Origin of the sequence: Bradyrhizobium nanningense, from assembly GCF_004114535.1 — a bacterium.
Taxonomy (GTDB): domain Bacteria; phylum Pseudomonadota; class Alphaproteobacteria; order Rhizobiales; family Xanthobacteraceae; genus Bradyrhizobium; species Bradyrhizobium nanningense.
Genome location: NZ_LBJC01000028.1, coordinates 260,921 through 277,425, shown reverse-complemented (window position 1 = coordinate 277,425; position 16,505 = coordinate 260,921). Strand labels below are relative to the sequence as shown.

The window sequence follows — 16,505 nt, the reverse complement described above, 5'->3', positions numbered from 1 at the left end:
GACCGCGCCGGTGCGCGCCGTCCGCCTGATGTCGGACCGCCGCCGCCGCCGGCACCGGGCGTGCGCGGCTTCCGCGACATCACGGCCGACGCCAATGATCTCGGCGGCGCTGCCGCGCAGGCCAGCCGCGCCGCGCGGCGCACCTACGCCAACGTGCCCTCGCCCTCGCCGGAATTCGACCGGCTCGAGCCGAGCCTGGAAAACCGCGGCGGCGAATCCGAGGCGCCCTATTCCTACGACGAGTCGATCGAGGAGGCCGAGCGCTACACGCCGCAGCCGCCTTCGCCGCGTCCGCGCATCGCGCCCGAGCGCGACGCCAAGAAGCGTGTCCGCACCGGCTCCGCCTTTCCGTTCAAGAGCGCGATCGCCGTCGGCATCGTGCTGATTCTGGTTGGTGCCGGCATCCTCTGGGGCAAGCCGCTGCTCCAGATCGCGACCAACCTGTTCAAGTCCTCGCCGACCCAGGTGGTGGAGGCGCCGAAGGATGCCTCGCAGCCGCAGACCAAGCCGAAGATTCCCGATCGCGTCGGCCAGCCCTCGGCCAGCGACCAGCCGGTCGCGCCGGTGGCGCAGAAGGTCGTGCTCTATGACGAGGATCCGTCCGATCCGAAGGGCAAGCAATATGTCGGCTCGGTGGTGTGGCGGCTGGAGCCGATCAAGGCCTCGGGCAACCAGAAGGCCGACGTCGCCGTGCGCGCCGACATCGAGATCCCCGACCGCAAGTTCAAGATGACGATGTCGTTCCGCCGCAATACCGATTCCTCGCTGCCGGCGAGCCACACGGCGGAGCTGACCTTCATCCTGCCGCAGGATTTTCCGGGCGGCAGCGTCTCCAACGTGCCGGGCATCCTGATGAAGTCGAACGAGCAGGCGCGCGGCACCCCGCTCGCAGGCCTCGCGGTCAAGGTCACCGACGGCTTCTTCCTGGTCGGCCTGTCCAACGTCGACGCCGACCGCTCGCGTAACGTCCAGCTCCTGAAGGAGCGCTCGTGGTTCGACGTGCCGCTGGTCTATGCCAACCAGCGCCGCGCCATCATCGCCATCGAGAAGGGCGCCCCCGGCGAGCGCGCCTTCAACGACGCCTTCGCGCAGTGGGGCGACTGAGGCGCTGAAGTCATTCCGGGACGTGCGAAGCATGAACTACGATGCGCAATTGCGCATCTGAGAATCCATTTCCCCGCACGCCGCGCTGCACGATGGATTCCGGGTTCGACGTTTCCGGGCCGCGCTTTGCGCGGTCCCGTCGTGTCGCCCCGGAATGACACGACTGCAGTTACTGCGCTGCCGCTTCCCGCTTGCGCGATGCGGTGGCTTCGCGGTCCATCACGGCGCGGCAGCCCGGGCTGACCTGCGCCTTGTTCCGGACCATGCAGGCCCTGACCCGCGGAATGTCGGGAATTTCACTGGAGCACAGCCGCATCGCATCGCCGGTGCACATCTGCTGCGCTTCGGATGAGAAGGCGAGGCCCGGTGAGGTCTGGAGTGCGATGGCGGTGGTTGCGACGGCGAAGAGCGAAGCGATGGTCTGATAGCGTGTCATGCAGAATGGATCCCCGATGTCCCTGGGCTTGAGCCGCTTGGTTCTTGGGGCGCCGCACACGACTTGATCTGCCGCATGTCACAGCCTTCACGCCGGGAACTCACTCCCGCATGTGGTCGCTCGATTTCTTGATGTTCGAATCGAAAAGTGCTGCGCCGCCCGAGCGAAGTATGCGCCATTGTCGCGCGGCTGCAATGGTCGGCATGAATGAAATTGCAGCTGTTGCGTGGACGTCACGCAGAAGGCGTGCGCGTGCGATCAGATCAGCCGATCGGAGGACGCGCTCGCTTGTTCCATATCGTTCGCGCCAAGCGCGGCGGCGTGTTCCTCGACGGCGGTGACGCCTTTGGCCGTGAGCTCGAACAGGTCGCCGTCCTTCATCACGTAGCCGTCGGCGATCAGTTGCCCGATCTTGCCTTGCCGGTCGTCGGCGAAGGCAATGGATTGGCTGATATCCCGCAGGATTGAGAGTTCTTCCTCGTGCAACATGGCTTCACTCTCCGTTCGCTGGGGATCGTATTCGCCTCACATGCCGTGGCTCTGAAACACCTTGCTGCACGACTTCGACAGCTTGGCTCGGTTGGCTTGCAGGCAGCTCTGCACGGCGCCGTCATTGCCGAGGTCCTTGCGACAGAGGCGCGATGCGTCCCGCGAGCAGGCCTGCTGCTCCTGCGGCGAGCCCATGTGGCCTTGCGCAAGAGCGGGTGCGTTCGGCAGGCCGGTCAGGGCTGCCAGCGTGATTGTCGCCAGTAGAAATTTGCGGGCCATCGGCGACTCCAATCTGCCAGGGATCATTCAGGTCCTGTCTGAACTCGTCGCCCTCTCACTTGTTCCCCAAAGGCAGAGCCCGCCCGCTATTCAAGGTTCCCGCGGCGCTGCTATAACCGCGGGAGAAGTGTGAGGGTGTTTGATGAAACGCTATCTGGTGTTTGCGCTGGTTGGCCCGTTCGTCGGCGGGTTCCTGCTGCTGCTCACGACGACCTATCAGTCCGGCTATTGGGCCCAGACCAGTCTCGGCGAGGTCGGCAAGTTGTTCGCAGTGTTCTTCAAGACCCTGCAATATAGCTATCTGTTCGGCTTGCTGCCTTCGCTGATGATCGGCGCGATCGATGACATCCTGGTCCACGTCAGGCGGATCGGCCCCGGCTTGCGGATGTTGCTGGTCGGCCTGTTCGCCTTCGTGCTGGCCGCGCTCACCTACAGCTCCCGCGGGCCGGATTCGGGCGCGGTGCAGTTCATCCTGTACGGCCTCGTCGGGTTCGTGCCGGCGGCGATGTCGTCCTGGCTCGTGCATAGATATGTCACGGAGCCGCAAGCAGTGGCGGCGCCGACCTGAGCGCGCGACGTTCGGGCGCGGCGCGGCAACTTCCGCCGCGCCGGCGCGTTCCCTCGAGGTCATGACCATGTCCGACGACGATATTCTCGCTCCGCGCAGGCCCCGTTCGGGGGACGGCTCGCGCACGTCCTTTTCAGGTACAGAGGCGCGCGGGCCGATCATCGACCAGGACGGCCGGGAAATCCGCCCCGAAACGCTGGAGCAGGGATTTCGCGAGTTCCGTGTGGAGTTTGGCAAGGACAATCCGTTCTCGGGAAGCCCGTTCGGCAATCTGACGCGGGAGCAGCGGATTGCGCGGCTGGAGGCGATCGCAAAGCTGCTCGACATCGCCTTCGTCCTGCCCGGCACCAACATCCGCTACGGCATCGATGGGCTGATCGGTCTGATCCCTGTCGTCGGCGACATCATCACCACGGCGATCTCGCTGTGGCTGGTGCGCGAGGCCCGTGCGCTGGGCGCGCCCTGGTACGTCACCGCGCGCATGCTCGGCAATGTTGCGCTCGACGGCGTGGTCGGCATGGTGCCGTTCGCGGGCGACGCTTTCGACGTCATGTTCCGCGCCAACATGCGCAACGTGCGTCTGCTCCGCCGCTGGCTCGACAAGCAGCCGCGGATTTAAACGCGCTATTCTTCGCAATTGATTATGCCCGAACGGTCGTCATGCCCGGGCTTGTCCCGGCCATGACGGCTGCGGAAACACCGGCGCTCAAAAACGCAAAAAGCGCGACGACCTTTCGGCCATCACGCTCTCCGCGCACATCAGAGGCTTGCGAATAAGCTTACGCCGCGTCGGCGTCAGTCTCGGCGACCGGCGCCGGCTTGGGCCGGCGCGGCAGCGGGAAGGCCTCGCTCTCATAGAGCGAGCGGATGCCGTTCTGGTCGAAGCGCGCTTCCTCGACCTGGAGATAGGCGCCGTTCAGCGAATCCGTCGGCAACTGCTCCATCGCGAACTGCACGGCTTCGGCCGCGGTGCCGAACCGGCGATAGGTGAAGCCCGCACGCTTCTTCTTGCGGATCGCGGCGGGGAAGAGTTCGGCGGAGGTGTTGAAGTTGAACGGACGCAATGGACGCATGGTCAAAGACCTCGTGATCTTCTCTGGGGCTTTAAGCGCGTGGGGTTTGGGAGGGCAGGGGCCGCAATCGAGCGAGCCCGCCGCACATGCCATTTTCGCCCCCTAATATAAGCCGATCTGACAAAAATGCGACCCCTGCGATGCGAGATGATGAATCCGCGCATGGCAGCTACGCAGCTGCGATAAATCAAGCGATATCAATGGCTTGTTTGGTTTACAATTTACCCAGAAGCAGCAGCACGATCAGCACTACCAGCACGACCCCGCCAATCCCCATGCCGGAATGGCCAAGGCCATAGCCGTAGCCGCCGAACCGGCCGGACAGGCCGCCGACCAGATAGATGATCACCAGGATGATCAGGATGGTCCCAAGGGTCATGGCATCCTCCCTGGCGGCCGGCTGAGATGCGATGATCGGCCGCACCGCCCAAGAAGAAAAGCACATCGCGTCGTCGGGTTCCACGGGGGAACACGGCGCCACGCAGGGTTATTTCGGCTCCAGCTTCAGCGCGGCCGAGTTGATGCAGTAGCGCAGGCCGGTCGGCCCGGGGCCATCGGGGAAGACGTGGCCGAGATGGCCGCTGCATTTGGAGCAGAGCACCTCGGTGCGGATCATGCCGTGGCTGGCGTCCCGCTCCTCGTCGATATGGCTCTCAACGGCGGGCTGGGTGAAGCTCGGCCAGCCGCAGCCGGAATCGAACTTGGCGTCTGACTCGAACAGCACATTGCCGCAGCCGGCGCAGACATAAGTGCCGGCACGATGGTCGTGCTCATATTCGCCCGTGAAGGGACGCTCGGTCGCCTTCTCGCGCAGCACCGCATACTGCATCGGCGACAATTCGCGCCGCCACTGCTCTTCGCTCTTGATGACCTTGTCATCGGTGGTCTTCGCTTTGGTGTCGGGCATGGGTCTCCCGTTCCTGAGGTGATCTTGCGATCAGTTGGTGGCCTTGCTGGCACTCACCAGCGTCGGCTTTTCAATGTAGTTATCCGCGAACAGCTTTTTCAGATTCTCGACCTTGGGCAGGTCGTTATAGGCGATGTAGGGCTGGTTCGGGTGCAGGGTCAGATAGTCCTGATGGTAGGCCTCCGCCGGGTAGAACGCCTCCAGCGCGCCGACCTTGGTCACGATCGGCTTGTTGAACACCTTGGCGCCGTTGAGCTGGGCGATGTAGGCCTCCGCCACCTTCTTCTGCTCGTCCGAGGTGGTGAAGATCGCCGAGCGATATTGCGGGCCGGTGTCCGGGCCCTGGCGGTTGAGCTGGGTCGGGTCGTGCACCACCGAGAAGTAGATCTGGAGGATCTTGCCGTAGGAGATCTTCTTCGGATCGTACTTGATCTCGACCGACTCGGCGTGGCCGGTCCGGCCGCTCGACACCGTCTGATAGTCGGCGGTCGCCTTGGGGCCGCCGGCATAGCCGGAGACCGCGTTGACGACGCCCGCGGTGTGCTGGAAGACGCCCTGCACGCCCCAGAAGCAGCCGCCGGCGACCACGGCGGTCTGGATCCCGCTCGTGGGGGCCGCATCCATGGCGGGGGCCGGGATCACGACCGCATCCTCCGCAGCCCGGGACGGTGTGGCAAAGGCCAGCGCAAAGGTTAGCGAGAGGGCGGTGGTTGCGGCCAGCAGGGAGGCGAGGGCGGGTCGGCGCATGGCGGATCCTCTTTCAGAAGGTCTGACAGTCTAGAGCGATCAGGGCTAGACGAACAGTTGTCCGGCCGCCCTTTCACATCATCCGAGGTACGGACGCAGCCGCCGATTGTTACGACGGGACGGACACGAGTCCGTGAAACGAGCCGTGCGGGATGGCCCAGCGCGCGCCCGCCTTGGCGGGACCGGGAACTCCGCGCTAGATGAACCCGGGCGATCGATCATCGACTCAAGACCAACTTGCCGGTTGGAGCAGGCTGACACCATGCTGCGCGTCGTTTCCCTGACCCTCGTCATCCTGGCTGCCGGCGTGTCCAGCGCGGCTGCCGACCCGCGAGCCGACGACCTCACCATCTGCCGCGACCGCCAGGCGGAGGCCCAGGCCCGCGCGAGCGCCTGCGAAAGTCTCTTGAAGGCCGAGCAGCTCGGCGGCAAGGATAAGGCGATCGCACTTTCCGTGCGCGGCAACACGCAGATCAACAAGCGCGATTACGACCACGCGATCGAGACGCTGTCCATCGCGCTCGATCTCGATCCGGACCACGTCATCGCCCTCAACTTGCGCGGCCTCGCCTATGAGCGCAGCGGGAAGGAGGATCTCGCGATCGCGGATTACAATCTCGCGCTTCAGAAGCGTCCGACCTACGGCGTCCCTTACAACAACCGCGGTGTCATCCAGCTGCGCCGCGGCGCCCTGCAAAGCGCGCTCGACGATTTCAGCCTGTCGATCAAGTACACGCCGAAATTCCTGCTCGGCTGGACCAACCGCGCCCGCGTGCGCACGCTGATGAAGGATTTCGACGGGGCGCTCGCCGATTTTGCCGTGGCCGAGACGATCGATCCGGCCGCGCCGCAGATCGCCGGCAACCGCTGCATCACTTACGGCATGATGCGACAATTCGATCAGGCCTTTGCCGACTGCAACCGCCTGATCGAGAAACAGCCGAAGAACGTGTTTGCGATCAACAACCGTGCCGACGTCAACATGATGAAGGGGGATTTCGACGCTGCGCTGACGGACTACAACACGGCCATCCAGATCAACCCCAACAACGTCCGCGCCCATTCCGGCCGCGGCCAGATCTACGAGCGCAGGAAGGATCTCGCCCAAGCCCGTGCCGACTATCGTGCCGCGGCCTATTCGCTGACCAGGTTCGACGAGATCGACGTGGCGCGCGCCCGCGCCACCGCGCAGGAGCGGCTCGCCGCGCTCATGCCGCAGACGCCGGGGAGCGCACCCACCGGCCGCCGCGTGGCTCTGGTGATCGGCAACGGCGCCTACAAGAACGTCCATGCTTTGCCCAATCCGCCGCGCGATTCCAAACTGATTGCGAGCGTGCTGCGCGAGGTCGGCTTTCAGACCGTCATTTCCGCCAGTGACCTTACCCGCGAAAAATTCTTTGACGCGTTGAAGGCCTTCGCGGAGGAAGCGGAGAAAGCCGATTGGGCCGTGGTCTATTACGCCGGCCACGGCTTCGAGATCGGCGGGGTGAATTATCTCGTTCCCGTCGACGCCAAGCTCGCCGCCGACAAGGACGCCGAGACGCAGGCGGTCGCTCTCGAGCAGGTCATCGCCGCGGTCGGCGCCGCGCGAAAAATGCGTCTCGTGGTTCTGGATGCCTGCCGCGACAATCCGTTCGCGCCGATCATGCAGCGCACGCTGTCGCTGAAGCTGGTCGATAAGGGCTTTTCCAACATCGAGCCCGGTGCCGGCTTCATGGTGGTCTACGCCGCCAAGCACGGCGAGACTGCGATCGACGGGGACGGCAGCGCCAACAGCCCGTTCGCCACCGCGCTGGCCCGTGAGATCAAGCAGCCCCGCGTCGAGATCAGAAAACTGTTCGACATCATCCGCGACGACGTCTGGGCCGCGACCAGGCACGAGCAGCAGCCCTTCACCTACGGCTCGCCGCCGGGACGGGAAGATTTTTACTTCGTCGCGGGGAAGTAACGGCACGTGTGTGGGACGCGACGGCGGAGCAACAATCTCCGCTGTCGTCCCTGCGAACGCAGGGACCCATAACCCCAGGGAGGAGTGTGAGGCAAAGCTCCCACTCCGAGTCTTCGTCAAACTACTCCCTGTGGTGATTGCGACGAGCACAAAGCGCGTCCGCTCAGATCAGCGAATTGAACCAGTCGAATGCGGTCGTTTGCCCGTTCAAGACGGTGCTGTTGCCACAGAGACTTGCCAGAAGCGTGACGCGATGGCTTGCGCCACCAACCGGTACGCCGTCCGCGAAACGTCCACCGGCGGCAATCGCCGGCTTGACCAGTCGCGGGTGCAGCGCCTCGTCAGCCAATCCTGCCGACTTCAGAAACCCGCGGCGGCTCGCGCTGGAGGTATCATCGCGCGTATCGAGGTAACCGGTCTTCCGAAGCGCTCAGCCATGCGTGTCCTCCTGCCGACTGCGCGGTGATACATCTTAAAGCCTAGCGCTTGGTGAATGCATCTGCGCGGTCCGGATGACGGCATCACACCACGACGCTCAGTGCCGTAGGGTGGGCAAAGCGAAGCGTGCCCACGATCTCTTGCTTGCAGAGAGACAGCGTTGGCACGGCGCGTTGCGCCTTTGCCCACCCTACGGGAGCGAACTCTAAACGACGATACTCAGCCGCTTCGCCGCTCGCGTGATGCCCGTGTACAGCCACCTGGCGCGGCTCTCCTGAAACGCAAAGCTCTCGTCGAACAGCACGACGTCGTCCCATTGCGAGCCCTGAGACTTGTGCACGGTGAGCACGTAGCCGTAGTCGAATTCGTCATAGGGCTTGCGCTGCTCCCAGGCGATCTGCTCGATGCCGCCCTCGAAGCAATCGGCGCGCACCGAGACCTTCGTCACCTTGTGGCCGAAATCCTCGTCCGGCGACAGCCGCATCGAGAGAATGCGCGACTTCGAGCGCGAGGTGTTGCGCGATTTCACCCGCCACAGGCCGCCGTTGAACAGGCCCTTCTTGCGGTTGTTGCGCAGGCACACCAGCTTGTCGCCAGCGACCGGAAAGGCGTCCTCGATGTTCTGGCGCTGCCGTACCCGCATGTTGTACGCGCGGCGGGTGTTGTTGCGGCCGACGAGGACCTGGCCGGCGCCCATGACCCGATCGGGGTCGAGCTCCTTGCGCGAGACCACCTCGCTCTCGCCATAGCGGCCGATGTCGAGCTCGCGGCCTTCGCGCACGTCCATCGACATCCGCACGATCGGATCGTCCTGCGCCTGGCGGTGCACCTCTGTCAGCATTGCATCCGGTGAGGTGTTGGTGAAGAAGCCGCCGCCCTGGATCGGCGGCAGCTGCGCGGGATCGCCCAGCACCAGCAGCGGGCAGTCGAACGACATCAGGTCGCGCCCCAATTCGGCGTCGACCATCGAGCATTCGTCGATCACGATCAGCTTTGCCTTCGAGGCCGGCGCGTCGTCCCACAATTCGAAGCTCGGCTGCTCCTCGCCGGATTCGCGGGCGCGGTAGATCAGCGAGTGGATGGTGGAGGCCTCGTCGCAACCCTTGTTGCGCATGACGAGGGCGGCCTTGCCGGTGAAGGCGGCGAACTTCACGTCGCCGTCGACGCCGTCGGCGATGTGCCGGGCCAGCGTCGTCTTGCCGGTCCCGGCGAAGCCGAACAGGCGGAACACCTGCGGCGTGCCACTACGGCCGGGTTTTGCTTTGAGCCAGTCGCCGACGGCCTTGAGCGCGGCATCTTGATGCGGAGTGAAGGTTGGCATTGTTGTCTTGAGGAAGGGCGACGCGCGGCGATTCGCCGCTCTCCAAGGTAACCATTCGACCCGTCCTTTCAAGGCGGATGCGGCCCGAAGATCGAGGTCGGCAACGCCTGTTGGCGGCTGCCTTCTCACCGCGTGAAGCGGCTTCGTCCGCACAAACATGAAGGCCGGGTAAACGCCTTGATCGATCGGCGCAATTTCACGCCGCGGTGGACACGCAGGTTAATCGTTGCTTGCGCGTGTTCGCAGGGGGCCCGGTTGATCTAGCGCAATGCGATATGGACAGCACGAACCTATGGTCCGCAGCGGTGACAATGGCGTCGACCGAGATGCGCCCGATGGGGCGCATTCTCCTGGACAATTCCTGAACACGGGTCTGCCCGTTGGGGATTCGGATATGCCGAGACCAATGTCACGACGCTCGCTATTTTCTGCCGTTCTGCCTTTCGCATCCGGCCGCGACGCGCTTGCGTCGCGCCTCGAAGAGACGCGCCCCGAGCAGGTGGCCACCGTCTCCAGCGCGAGCGCCTGCGTCGAAAGACATGGCGTGGTGTGCCGCCGTTGCGTCGAAGCCTGTGAGCATTCCGCTATCCGCATTCTGTCGCGCGAGAAGCTGGGCGCGGTGATTGATGCTGCGGCCTGCACCGGCTGCGGCGACTGCATCCCGGTCTGTCCGGTCGAAGCCATCGCGCTCGCGCCGCGGGACCGCATAGCGCTCGTATCCGAACTTGCAAACCTGGTCGTGCACAATGGCTGAAACCACCAACATCTGCGGTGTTGCCGTCTATCTCGCCCCGGATGCGGAGCGCGATCTGACCGACCGGATCCTGGCGCTGCCCGGCGTCGAGCTCGAGGCCGCGTCCGGCGACAACAGGCTTGCGCTGACCGTCATCGATACGCCGGCCTCGCTGGCGATCGACCAGATCGCCGCCATGCATCGCCTGCCCGGCGTCGTCAGCGCCTCGCTGATCTTTCATGCATTCGATACGCCCGACGACGAGAGCGCCGTCGAGCCCGAGCCGGCCGCGTGCTGCGGCGGCCTCTGCCAGAATTCCGGCGCGCACGCGCGCGCTTCCACAATTTGAGATTCGTTGAGCCGGAGAGACCGACGATGGTTACGAAATTGACGAACGGGAATGAAGCCACGGCGACCCGCCGCGATGCGTTGAAGGCGGCCGCCGCGGTTGCTGCCGCCTCGACCATTGGCGTGACGCTGCCGGACGCGGCGATCGCGCAGCCGGGCAAGACCGACGGCATCCGCTGGGACAAGGGCGTGTGCCGCTTCTGCGGCACCGGTTGCGGCGTGATCGTCGGCACCAAGAACGGCAAGATCGTGGCGACGCAGGGCGATCCCGATGCCCCGGTCAATCGCGGCCTCAACTGCATCAAGGGCTACTTCCTGTCCAAGATCATGTATGGCGAGGATCGGCTGACCCAGCCGATGCTGCGCATGAAGAACGGCAAGTTCGACAAGAATGGTGACTTCACGCCGATCTCCTGGGACGAAGCCTTCAAGCTTATGGCCGAGAAATGGAAGGCGGCGTTGAAGGCGGGGGGACCGTCGACCGTCGGCATGTTCGGCTCGGGCCAGTGGACCATCTGGGAGGGCTACGCCGCCGCCAAGCTCTACAAGGCCGGCTTCCGCAGCAACAACCTCGATCCGAACGCGCGTCACTGCATGGCCTCGGCCGTCACCGGCTTCATGCGCACCTTCGGCATCGACGAGCCGATGGGCTGCTATGACGACCTCGAGCACGCCGATGCGTTCGTGCTCTGGGGCTCGAACATGGCGGAGATGCACCCAATTCTGTGGTCGCGCCTCACCGACCGCCGGCTGACGCATGAAGGCTGCGAGGTCCACGTGCTCTCGACCTTCGAGCACCGCTCGTTCGAGCTCGCCGACAATCCGATGGTGTTCACGCCGCAGAGCGATTTGGCGATCCTGAACTACATCCAGAACTATATCGTCAATTCCGGTGCGGTGAACAAGGACTTCGTCGAGAAGCACGTCGAGTTCGCATCGACCGTGACCGACATCGGCTACGGACTGCGTCCGACCCACGCGCTCGAGGTGAAGGCGGTCAACGCCTCGCACAAGGCCGGCAAGGACGGTGCGCTCGATCCGGCCGGCTTCAAGGACAAGATCGGGTTCGAGGAGTACAAGAGGCTGCTCGAGCCCTATACGCTCGAATACGCCCACAAGATGTCGGGCGTTCCGAAGGAGAATCTCGAGCGGCTCGCAAAACTCTACGCCGATCCCAAGAAGAAGGTCATCTCCTACTGGACCATGGGCTTCAACCAGCATGCCCGCGGCACGTGGGTCAATAACATGATCTACAACGTGCACTTGCTGGTCGGTAAGATTTCCGAGCCCGGCAACGGCCCGTTCTCGCTGACCGGCCAGCCCTCGGCCTGCGGCACCGCGCGCGAGGTCGGCACCTTTGCGCATCGCTTGCCGGCCGATCTGGTCGTCACCAACCCGAAGCACCGCGAGACGGCCGAGAAGGTGTGGCAGCTTCCCGAGGGCACCATCCCGGGCAACATCGGCTATCACGCGGTGCTGCAGAACCGGATGCTGAAGGACGGCAAGCTGAACGCCTATTGGGTCCAGTGCAACAACAACATGCAGACGGCCCCGAACATGAACGAGGAGGGCTATCCCGGTTATCGCAACCCGGCTGCCTTCGTCGTCGTCTCCGATCCCTATCCGACCGTGACCACGCTGGCCGCGGACCTCATCCTGCCGACGGCGATGTGGATGGAGAAGGAGGGCGCCTACGGCAATGCCGAGCGGCGCACCCAGTTCTGGCGCCAGCAGGTGAAGGCGCCCGGCGAGGCGCGCTCGGATCTCTGGCAGCTGATGGAGTTCTCCAAGTACTTCAAGATCGAGGAGGTCTGGCCGGAGGAATTGATCGCCAAGAAGCCGGAGCTGCGCGGCAAGACGCTGTTCGACGTGCTCTATGCCAACGGTGAGGTGAACAAGTTCGCGGTCACCGAATGCCAGAACGGTTTCGACAATTCGGAGAGCGCGGCGTTCGGCTTCTACGTCCAGAAGGGCCTGTTCGAGGAGTATGCGAAGTTCGGCCGCGGCCACGGCCACGATCTGGCGGACTTCGAGCAATATCACCAGGCGCGCGGCCTGCGCTGGCCGGTCGTCAACAACAAGGAGACGCTCTGGCGCTTCCGCGAGGGCTACGACCCCTACGTCAAGCCGGGCGAAGGCGTGTCGTTCTACGGCAAGCCGGACAAGAAGGCGCGCATCATCTTCTGTCCGTTCGAGCCGGCGGCCGAAACGCCCGACAAGGAGTTCGATCTGTGGCTGTGCACCGGCCGCGTGCTGGAGCACTGGCATTCCGGCTCGATGACGCGCCGTGTGCCCGAGCTGCACCGTGCCGTGCCGGCCGCGACGCTGTTCATGCATCCGGACGATGCGGCCGAGCGCAAGCTGTTGCGTGGCCAGCCGGTCAAGATCCAGACGCGCCGCGGCGAAGTGGTCACGCGGGTCGAGACCAAGGGCCGCAACAAGCCGCCGCGGGGCCTCGTCTACTTCCCGTTCTTCGACGAAAGCCAGCTCGCCAACCAGCTCACGCTCGATGCGACCTGTCCGATCTCGAAGGAGACCGACTTCAAGAAGTGCGCCTGCCGCGTGACGTCGGCCTAAACCCTCGATGGACGAGCCATGTCGGATTCGAGCTCAGGCATCCCGCGCGATCCGCGTCGCCGCAAGGCGCTGCAAGATATGACGCGTTTCGGCGGCGGCGCAGCCGTCGCCGCGACGATGCTGACGGCGTTCGGCGTGTCCTCGCGGGCCAAGCCCGCGCAGGCGCTGCGGCCTCCGGGTGCGTTGCCCGAGAGGGATTTCCTCGCGGCCTGCGTCCGTTGCGGCCTTTGCGTCCGCGACTGCCCCTACGACACCCTGAAGCTTGCGGACTGGGCCGACGGTCCCGCAATGGGTACGCCGTTCTACGTCGCCCGCAACGTGCCTTGCGAGATGTGCGACACCATTCCTTGCGTCAAGGCCTGCCCGACCGGCGCCCTCCAGCATGCGCTGACCGACATCGCCAAGGCCAAGATGGGCGTCGCCGTGATCACAAGCCGTGAGACCTGTCTCAATCTGCAGGGTTTGCGCTGCGACGTCTGCTATCGGGTCTGTCCGGCCATCGACAAGGCGATCACGCTCGAGATTTCGCACAATGCGCGCACGACCAAGCACGCGATCTTCGAGCCGGTCATTCATGCTGATGATTGCACCGGCTGCGGCAAGTGCGAGAAGTCCTGCGTGCTGACCGACTCCGCGATCAAGGTGCTGCCGATCGAGATCGCCGCGCTGAAGCAGGACGAGCACTACAAGCGCGGCTGGGAAGAGAAGACCAAGGCCGGCGGAGCCCTCGTCGATGCGCCGCTGAAGCTGCCGGTGCGCAGACCCGAGGGAGGTACGCCATGACGGCGAAGGCCAGACCCAAGGCCAGACCCTATGTCGACGCGCGCGCGCAGAAGGGGCTTTGGGCCGCCTCGCGGTTTCTCGTGCTGCGCCGGGCCAGCCAGCTGTTCTTCCTTGCGCTGTTCCTGTCGGGACCGTTTCTGGGTGTCTGGATCGCCAAGGGTACGCTGGCGTCGTCCATGACCCTCGGCACGCTGCCGCTGACCGATCCTTTCGTCTTCCTGCAGTCGCTCGCGGCGCGCCATTGGCCCGAGGGCCTGTCGGTGATCGGCGCGGCCATCGTGCTCGCCGCCTATCTGCTGCTCGGCGGCCGGACCTATTGCTCCTGGATCTGCCCGATCAACCCGGCGACCGATCTGGCGGCCTGGTTGAGGCGGCGGCTCAACATCACCTTCACGGCCAAGATCCGCCCGGACCTCAGGCTCTATTTCGTCGGCGCGGTGCTCGCCGCATCAGTGCTGTCAGGATCGATCGCCTGGGAGCTGATCAATCCGGTGACGGCGCTGCATCGTGCGCTGGTCTTCGGGCTCTGGTTCGGCGCCGGCGGCACGGCGGCGATCTTCGTGTTCGACCTCCTCGTCGCCAGGCACGGCTGGTGCGGTCATCTCTGCCCGGTCGGCGCGTTCTACGGCCAGATCGGCAAGGTCGCGCTGCTGCGCGTCACCGCCGACAACCGTGCGGCCTGCAACGATTGCATGGACTGCTTCGCCGTCTGTCCGGAGCCGCACGTCATCGGCCCCGCGCTCAGGGGCGAGCGAAGCGGCGCCACGCCTGTCATCACCGCGGGCGACTGCACGGTCTGCGGCGCCTGTATCGACGTCTGCTCCAAGCAGGTCTTCCATCTCGGTCTGCGCGGCCGCAATGCGGTGCGCCCTGACCCCTCCATGACCGCGCCATCGCCAGTGGCACGTGTCGTCTCTTCCCAGCCGGCCGTCCTTGAAAGGGACCTCCCATGACGTTTGTTCGACTGATTCCGTTGATCGCGGCGGCGGCCGTGACCGTCGCACTTGCAATTCCGTTCGCGGTGTCGGGACCGCTCGCGCAGGAAGCCAAGCAGCCCAAGGCGTTGCGTGAAGCGCCGCTGACCGAGATGTCGGCGCCGCCCGACGTGACCAAGCAGTCCGTGCCGGCGAGCGGCTTCGAGCGCGCCTATCGCCAGCAGCCGCCGCTGATCCCTCACAAGGTCGACGGCTACCAGATCACCACGGAGAACAACGCGTGCATGGGATGCCACGACTGGCCCGGCAACACGCGGGTCAACGCGCCGAAGATCTCGGAGACGCATTACGTCGACCGCCAGGGTGTGCGGCTCGATAAGGTCGCCGGCACGCGTTACTTCTGCCAGCAATGCCACGTGCCGCAGGCCGATGCGAAGCCGCTGGTCGGCAACATCTTCCAGAACGCGACGCAGGCGAAGTGAGGCTGATATGCAGGACACCAGCACTTCTGCCGCCGTCGCAGCCGCGCGGCCGGGCCTCCTGAAACGATTGTGGCGATGGTTCTTCTCGCCGACGGCGCGCTATGCCTGGGGACTGATCGTCGTCGTCGGATTCGTCGCCGGCGTCCTGTTCTGGGGCGGCTTCAACTGGGCGATGGAGATGACGAACAATGAGCAGTTCTGCATCTCCTGTCACGAGATGAAGGAAAACGTCTATCTCGAATACCGCAACACCGTTCACTATTCGAACCGCACCGGCGTCCGCGCCAGCTGCCCGGATTGCCACGTGCCTCACGAGTGGAGCCACAAGGTCGTCCGCAAGATCCAGGCCTCCAACGAGGTGCTGCACAAGATCCTCGGCACCATCGGCACGCCGGAGAAGTTCAACGCGCACCGTATCGACCTTGCCAAGAGCGTGTGGCGCGGCATGAAGACGACGGATTCGCGTGAATGCCGCAACTGCCACAAGTTCGACCACATGGAATATGCGGTGCAGGAGCCGCGCGCCTCCAAGCTGCACCAGACCGCATTCGCGCAAGGCAAGACCTGCATCGATTGCCATCAGGGCATCGCGCACAAGCTGCCGCCGAAGGCGCAGGAGGGATATCGTGACATGCTCGACCATATCGACGAGGTCGGCCCCGTGCAGCGCATGATCGACTTCCTGCAGGATGCCGACGTCGCCAAGGCAAAGGCGGCGAGGTGATGGACATGCTTCAGCAATCCCGCGATGCAGCCGATAGCACCGCAAGGCCTTCGGCCGCCATCAGCGTTGCCCTGGTCTATGATTCGGGCCCCGCCGTGAACCGGTGGTTCACAGGTCTCGTCGCCGAGCTTCGCCGCTCGGGCAAGAGCCTGGCCGGCCTGATCCAGGAGGACGTGCCCCAGCCGGGCCGCACACGCTGCGACATGGTTCTGCACGAGCTCGCCACCGGCCGGTCGATCTCGATCTCGGAGGACCTCGGCGCGGGCGCGACCTCCTGTCGTCTCTCCACGCCGCGCCTGCTCGAAGCGGCACAATTGGTCGAAGCCCAGCTCGTCGACGCCGAGATCGTCTTTCTCAACAAGTTCGGCAAGGCCGAGGCGGAAGGCGGGGGCTTGCGCGACCTGATTGCCCATTGCATCGAGTCTGGCAAGAGCCTCGTGATCGGCGTTCCCAGTAGCAACCTCGAGGCCTGGACCGATTTCTGCGGCGAATACTTCAGGACGGTCGCAGCGACGCCGGAGCCGCGCCAGGAGGCGATCGCGGCCCTCGCGGCTCTGCTCGGTCAGCCACCGACTGGCAGCGAGCATCTGCACGTGGCCTGAAAGCTGCGCAT

At 64.8% G+C, this 16,505-nt stretch carries 21 protein-coding genes; 12 read left to right on the top strand and 9 right to left on the bottom strand.

Annotated elements, in window-relative coordinates; genetic code table 11:
- Positions 1 to 1,104 (top strand): hypothetical protein (locus XH84_RS24295; protein ID WP_128948505.1); only part of this gene is annotated, 1,104 nt, incomplete at its 5' end.
- Positions 1,105 to 1,273: 169 nt separating this feature from the next.
- Here XH84_RS24295 and XH84_RS24290 read toward each other — a convergent pair.
- The 3 genes from XH84_RS24290 to XH84_RS24280 all read right to left on the bottom strand — a co-directional run bounded on the left by XH84_RS24290 (position 1,274) and on the right by XH84_RS24280 (position 2,308).
- Positions 1,274 to 1,540 (bottom strand): hypothetical protein, encoded by a 267-nt coding sequence (locus XH84_RS24290; protein WP_245471834.1) that lies wholly within the window; start codon positions 1,538 to 1,540, stop codon positions 1,274 to 1,276.
- A gap of 258 nt (positions 1,541 to 1,798) precedes the next feature.
- Complete coding sequence (locus XH84_RS24285; protein WP_128916404.1) at positions 1,799 to 2,029, bottom strand: hypothetical protein; 231 nt, start codon at positions 2,027 to 2,029, stop codon at positions 1,799 to 1,801.
- A gap of 36 nt (positions 2,030 to 2,065) precedes the next feature.
- The gene (locus XH84_RS24280; RefSeq protein ID WP_164935855.1) at positions 2,066 to 2,308 is read right to left on the bottom strand and encodes a hypothetical protein; all 243 of its coding nucleotides are present in this window, start codon (positions 2,306 to 2,308) and stop codon (positions 2,066 to 2,068) included.
- 142 nt (positions 2,309 to 2,450) lie between these two features.
- On the opposite strand from XH84_RS24280, the gene XH84_RS24275 reads away from it, so the two are divergent.
- Positions 2,451 to 2,876: a DUF5413 family protein gene (locus XH84_RS24275; RefSeq protein WP_128916402.1), complete on the top strand. Its 426-nt coding sequence runs from the start codon at positions 2,451 to 2,453 to the stop codon at positions 2,874 to 2,876.
- 61 nt (positions 2,877 to 2,937) lie between these two features.
- On the top strand, positions 2,938 to 3,495 hold the full coding sequence (locus XH84_RS24270; RefSeq protein WP_128916401.1) for a DUF4112 domain-containing protein: 558 nt from the start codon (positions 2,938 to 2,940) through the stop codon (positions 3,493 to 3,495).
- A 160-nt stretch (positions 3,496 to 3,655) separates the two neighbouring features.
- Here the strand turns inward: XH84_RS24270 and XH84_RS24265 are convergent, their stop codons facing one another.
- The 4 genes from XH84_RS24265 to msrA all read right to left on the bottom strand — a co-directional run bounded on the left by XH84_RS24265 (position 3,656) and on the right by msrA (position 5,603).
- Complete coding sequence (locus tag XH84_RS24265) at positions 3,656 to 3,949, bottom strand: hypothetical protein (RefSeq protein ID WP_128916400.1); 294 nt, start codon at positions 3,947 to 3,949, stop codon at positions 3,656 to 3,658.
- 214 nt (positions 3,950 to 4,163) lie between these two features.
- Positions 4,164 to 4,328, bottom strand: coding sequence for a DUF3309 family protein (locus XH84_RS24260; RefSeq protein ID WP_128916399.1), 165 nt, complete (start codon positions 4,326 to 4,328; stop codon positions 4,164 to 4,166).
- A gap of 108 nt (positions 4,329 to 4,436) precedes the next feature.
- Positions 4,437 to 4,856 carry a peptide-methionine (R)-S-oxide reductase MsrB gene (gene msrB, locus XH84_RS24255; RefSeq protein ID WP_128916398.1) on the bottom strand — a complete coding sequence of 140 codons (420 nt, stop codon included), beginning with the start codon at positions 4,854 to 4,856 and terminating at the stop codon, positions 4,437 to 4,439.
- Between the two features lie 30 nt (positions 4,857 to 4,886).
- Complete coding sequence (msrA, locus tag XH84_RS24250; protein ID WP_128916397.1) at positions 4,887 to 5,603, bottom strand: peptide-methionine (S)-S-oxide reductase MsrA; 717 nt, start codon at positions 5,601 to 5,603, stop codon at positions 4,887 to 4,889.
- Positions 5,604 to 5,865: 262 nt separating this feature from the next.
- Here msrA and XH84_RS24245 point away from each other — a divergent pair, with 262 nt between their 5' ends.
- Complete coding sequence (locus XH84_RS24245; protein ID WP_128916396.1) at positions 5,866 to 7,551, top strand: caspase family protein; 1,686 nt, start codon at positions 5,866 to 5,868, stop codon at positions 7,549 to 7,551.
- Positions 7,552 to 7,714: 163 nt separating this feature from the next.
- On the opposite strand, the gene XH84_RS24240 is transcribed toward XH84_RS24245, so the two are convergent.
- Together XH84_RS24240 and XH84_RS24235 are read right to left on the bottom strand one after the other, a co-directional pair.
- Complete coding sequence (locus XH84_RS24240) at positions 7,715 to 7,900, bottom strand: hypothetical protein (protein ID WP_128916395.1); 186 nt, start codon at positions 7,898 to 7,900, stop codon at positions 7,715 to 7,717.
- Between the two features lie 294 nt (positions 7,901 to 8,194).
- Complete coding sequence (locus tag XH84_RS24235) at positions 8,195 to 9,310, bottom strand: ATP-dependent DNA helicase (protein WP_128916394.1); 1,116 nt, start codon at positions 9,308 to 9,310, stop codon at positions 8,195 to 8,197.
- Positions 9,311 to 9,716: 406 nt separating this feature from the next.
- Here XH84_RS24235 and XH84_RS24230 point away from each other — a divergent pair, with 406 nt between their 5' ends.
- The 8 genes from XH84_RS24230 to XH84_RS24195 are packed head-to-tail and all read left to right on the top strand — an operon-like array spanning position 9,717 to position 16,494.
- Entirely contained in the window at positions 9,717 to 10,064 is a 348-nt protein-coding gene (locus XH84_RS24230) for a 4Fe-4S dicluster domain-containing protein (protein WP_164935854.1), read from the top strand.
- Complete coding sequence (locus tag XH84_RS24225; RefSeq protein WP_128916392.1) at positions 10,057 to 10,392, top strand: chaperone NapD; 336 nt, start codon at positions 10,057 to 10,059, stop codon at positions 10,390 to 10,392. Before XH84_RS24230 ends, XH84_RS24225 begins: the two co-directional genes overlap by 8 nt.
- 26 nt (positions 10,393 to 10,418) lie before the next feature.
- Entirely contained in the window at positions 10,419 to 12,968 is a 2,550-nt protein-coding gene (napA, locus tag XH84_RS24220; protein ID WP_128916391.1) for a nitrate reductase catalytic subunit NapA, read from the top strand.
- Between the two features lie 18 nt (positions 12,969 to 12,986).
- A complete protein-coding gene (napG, locus tag XH84_RS24215) occupies positions 12,987 to 13,751 on the top strand; it encodes a ferredoxin-type protein NapG (RefSeq protein WP_128916390.1) in 765 nt (254 codons plus the stop codon).
- Positions 13,748 to 14,704: a quinol dehydrogenase ferredoxin subunit NapH gene (gene napH / locus XH84_RS24210; protein ID WP_128916389.1), complete on the top strand. Its 957-nt coding sequence runs from the start codon at positions 13,748 to 13,750 to the stop codon at positions 14,702 to 14,704. Before napG ends, napH begins: the two co-directional genes overlap by 4 nt.
- On the top strand, positions 14,701 to 15,168 hold the full coding sequence (locus XH84_RS24205) for a nitrate reductase cytochrome c-type subunit (protein ID WP_181769598.1): 468 nt from the start codon (positions 14,701 to 14,703) through the stop codon (positions 15,166 to 15,168). Before napH ends, XH84_RS24205 begins: the two co-directional genes overlap by 4 nt.
- Positions 15,169 to 15,175: 7 nt before the next feature.
- Positions 15,176 to 15,892, top strand: a complete 717-nt coding sequence (locus XH84_RS24200; protein ID WP_128916388.1) for a NapC/NirT family cytochrome c — start codon at positions 15,176 to 15,178, stop codon at positions 15,890 to 15,892.
- A 5-nt stretch (positions 15,893 to 15,897) separates the two neighbouring features.
- Positions 15,898 to 16,494: a DUF2478 domain-containing protein gene (locus XH84_RS24195; RefSeq protein ID WP_164935853.1), complete on the top strand. Its 597-nt coding sequence runs from the start codon at positions 15,898 to 15,900 to the stop codon at positions 16,492 to 16,494.
- Positions 16,495 to 16,505 lie beyond the last annotated feature (11 nt).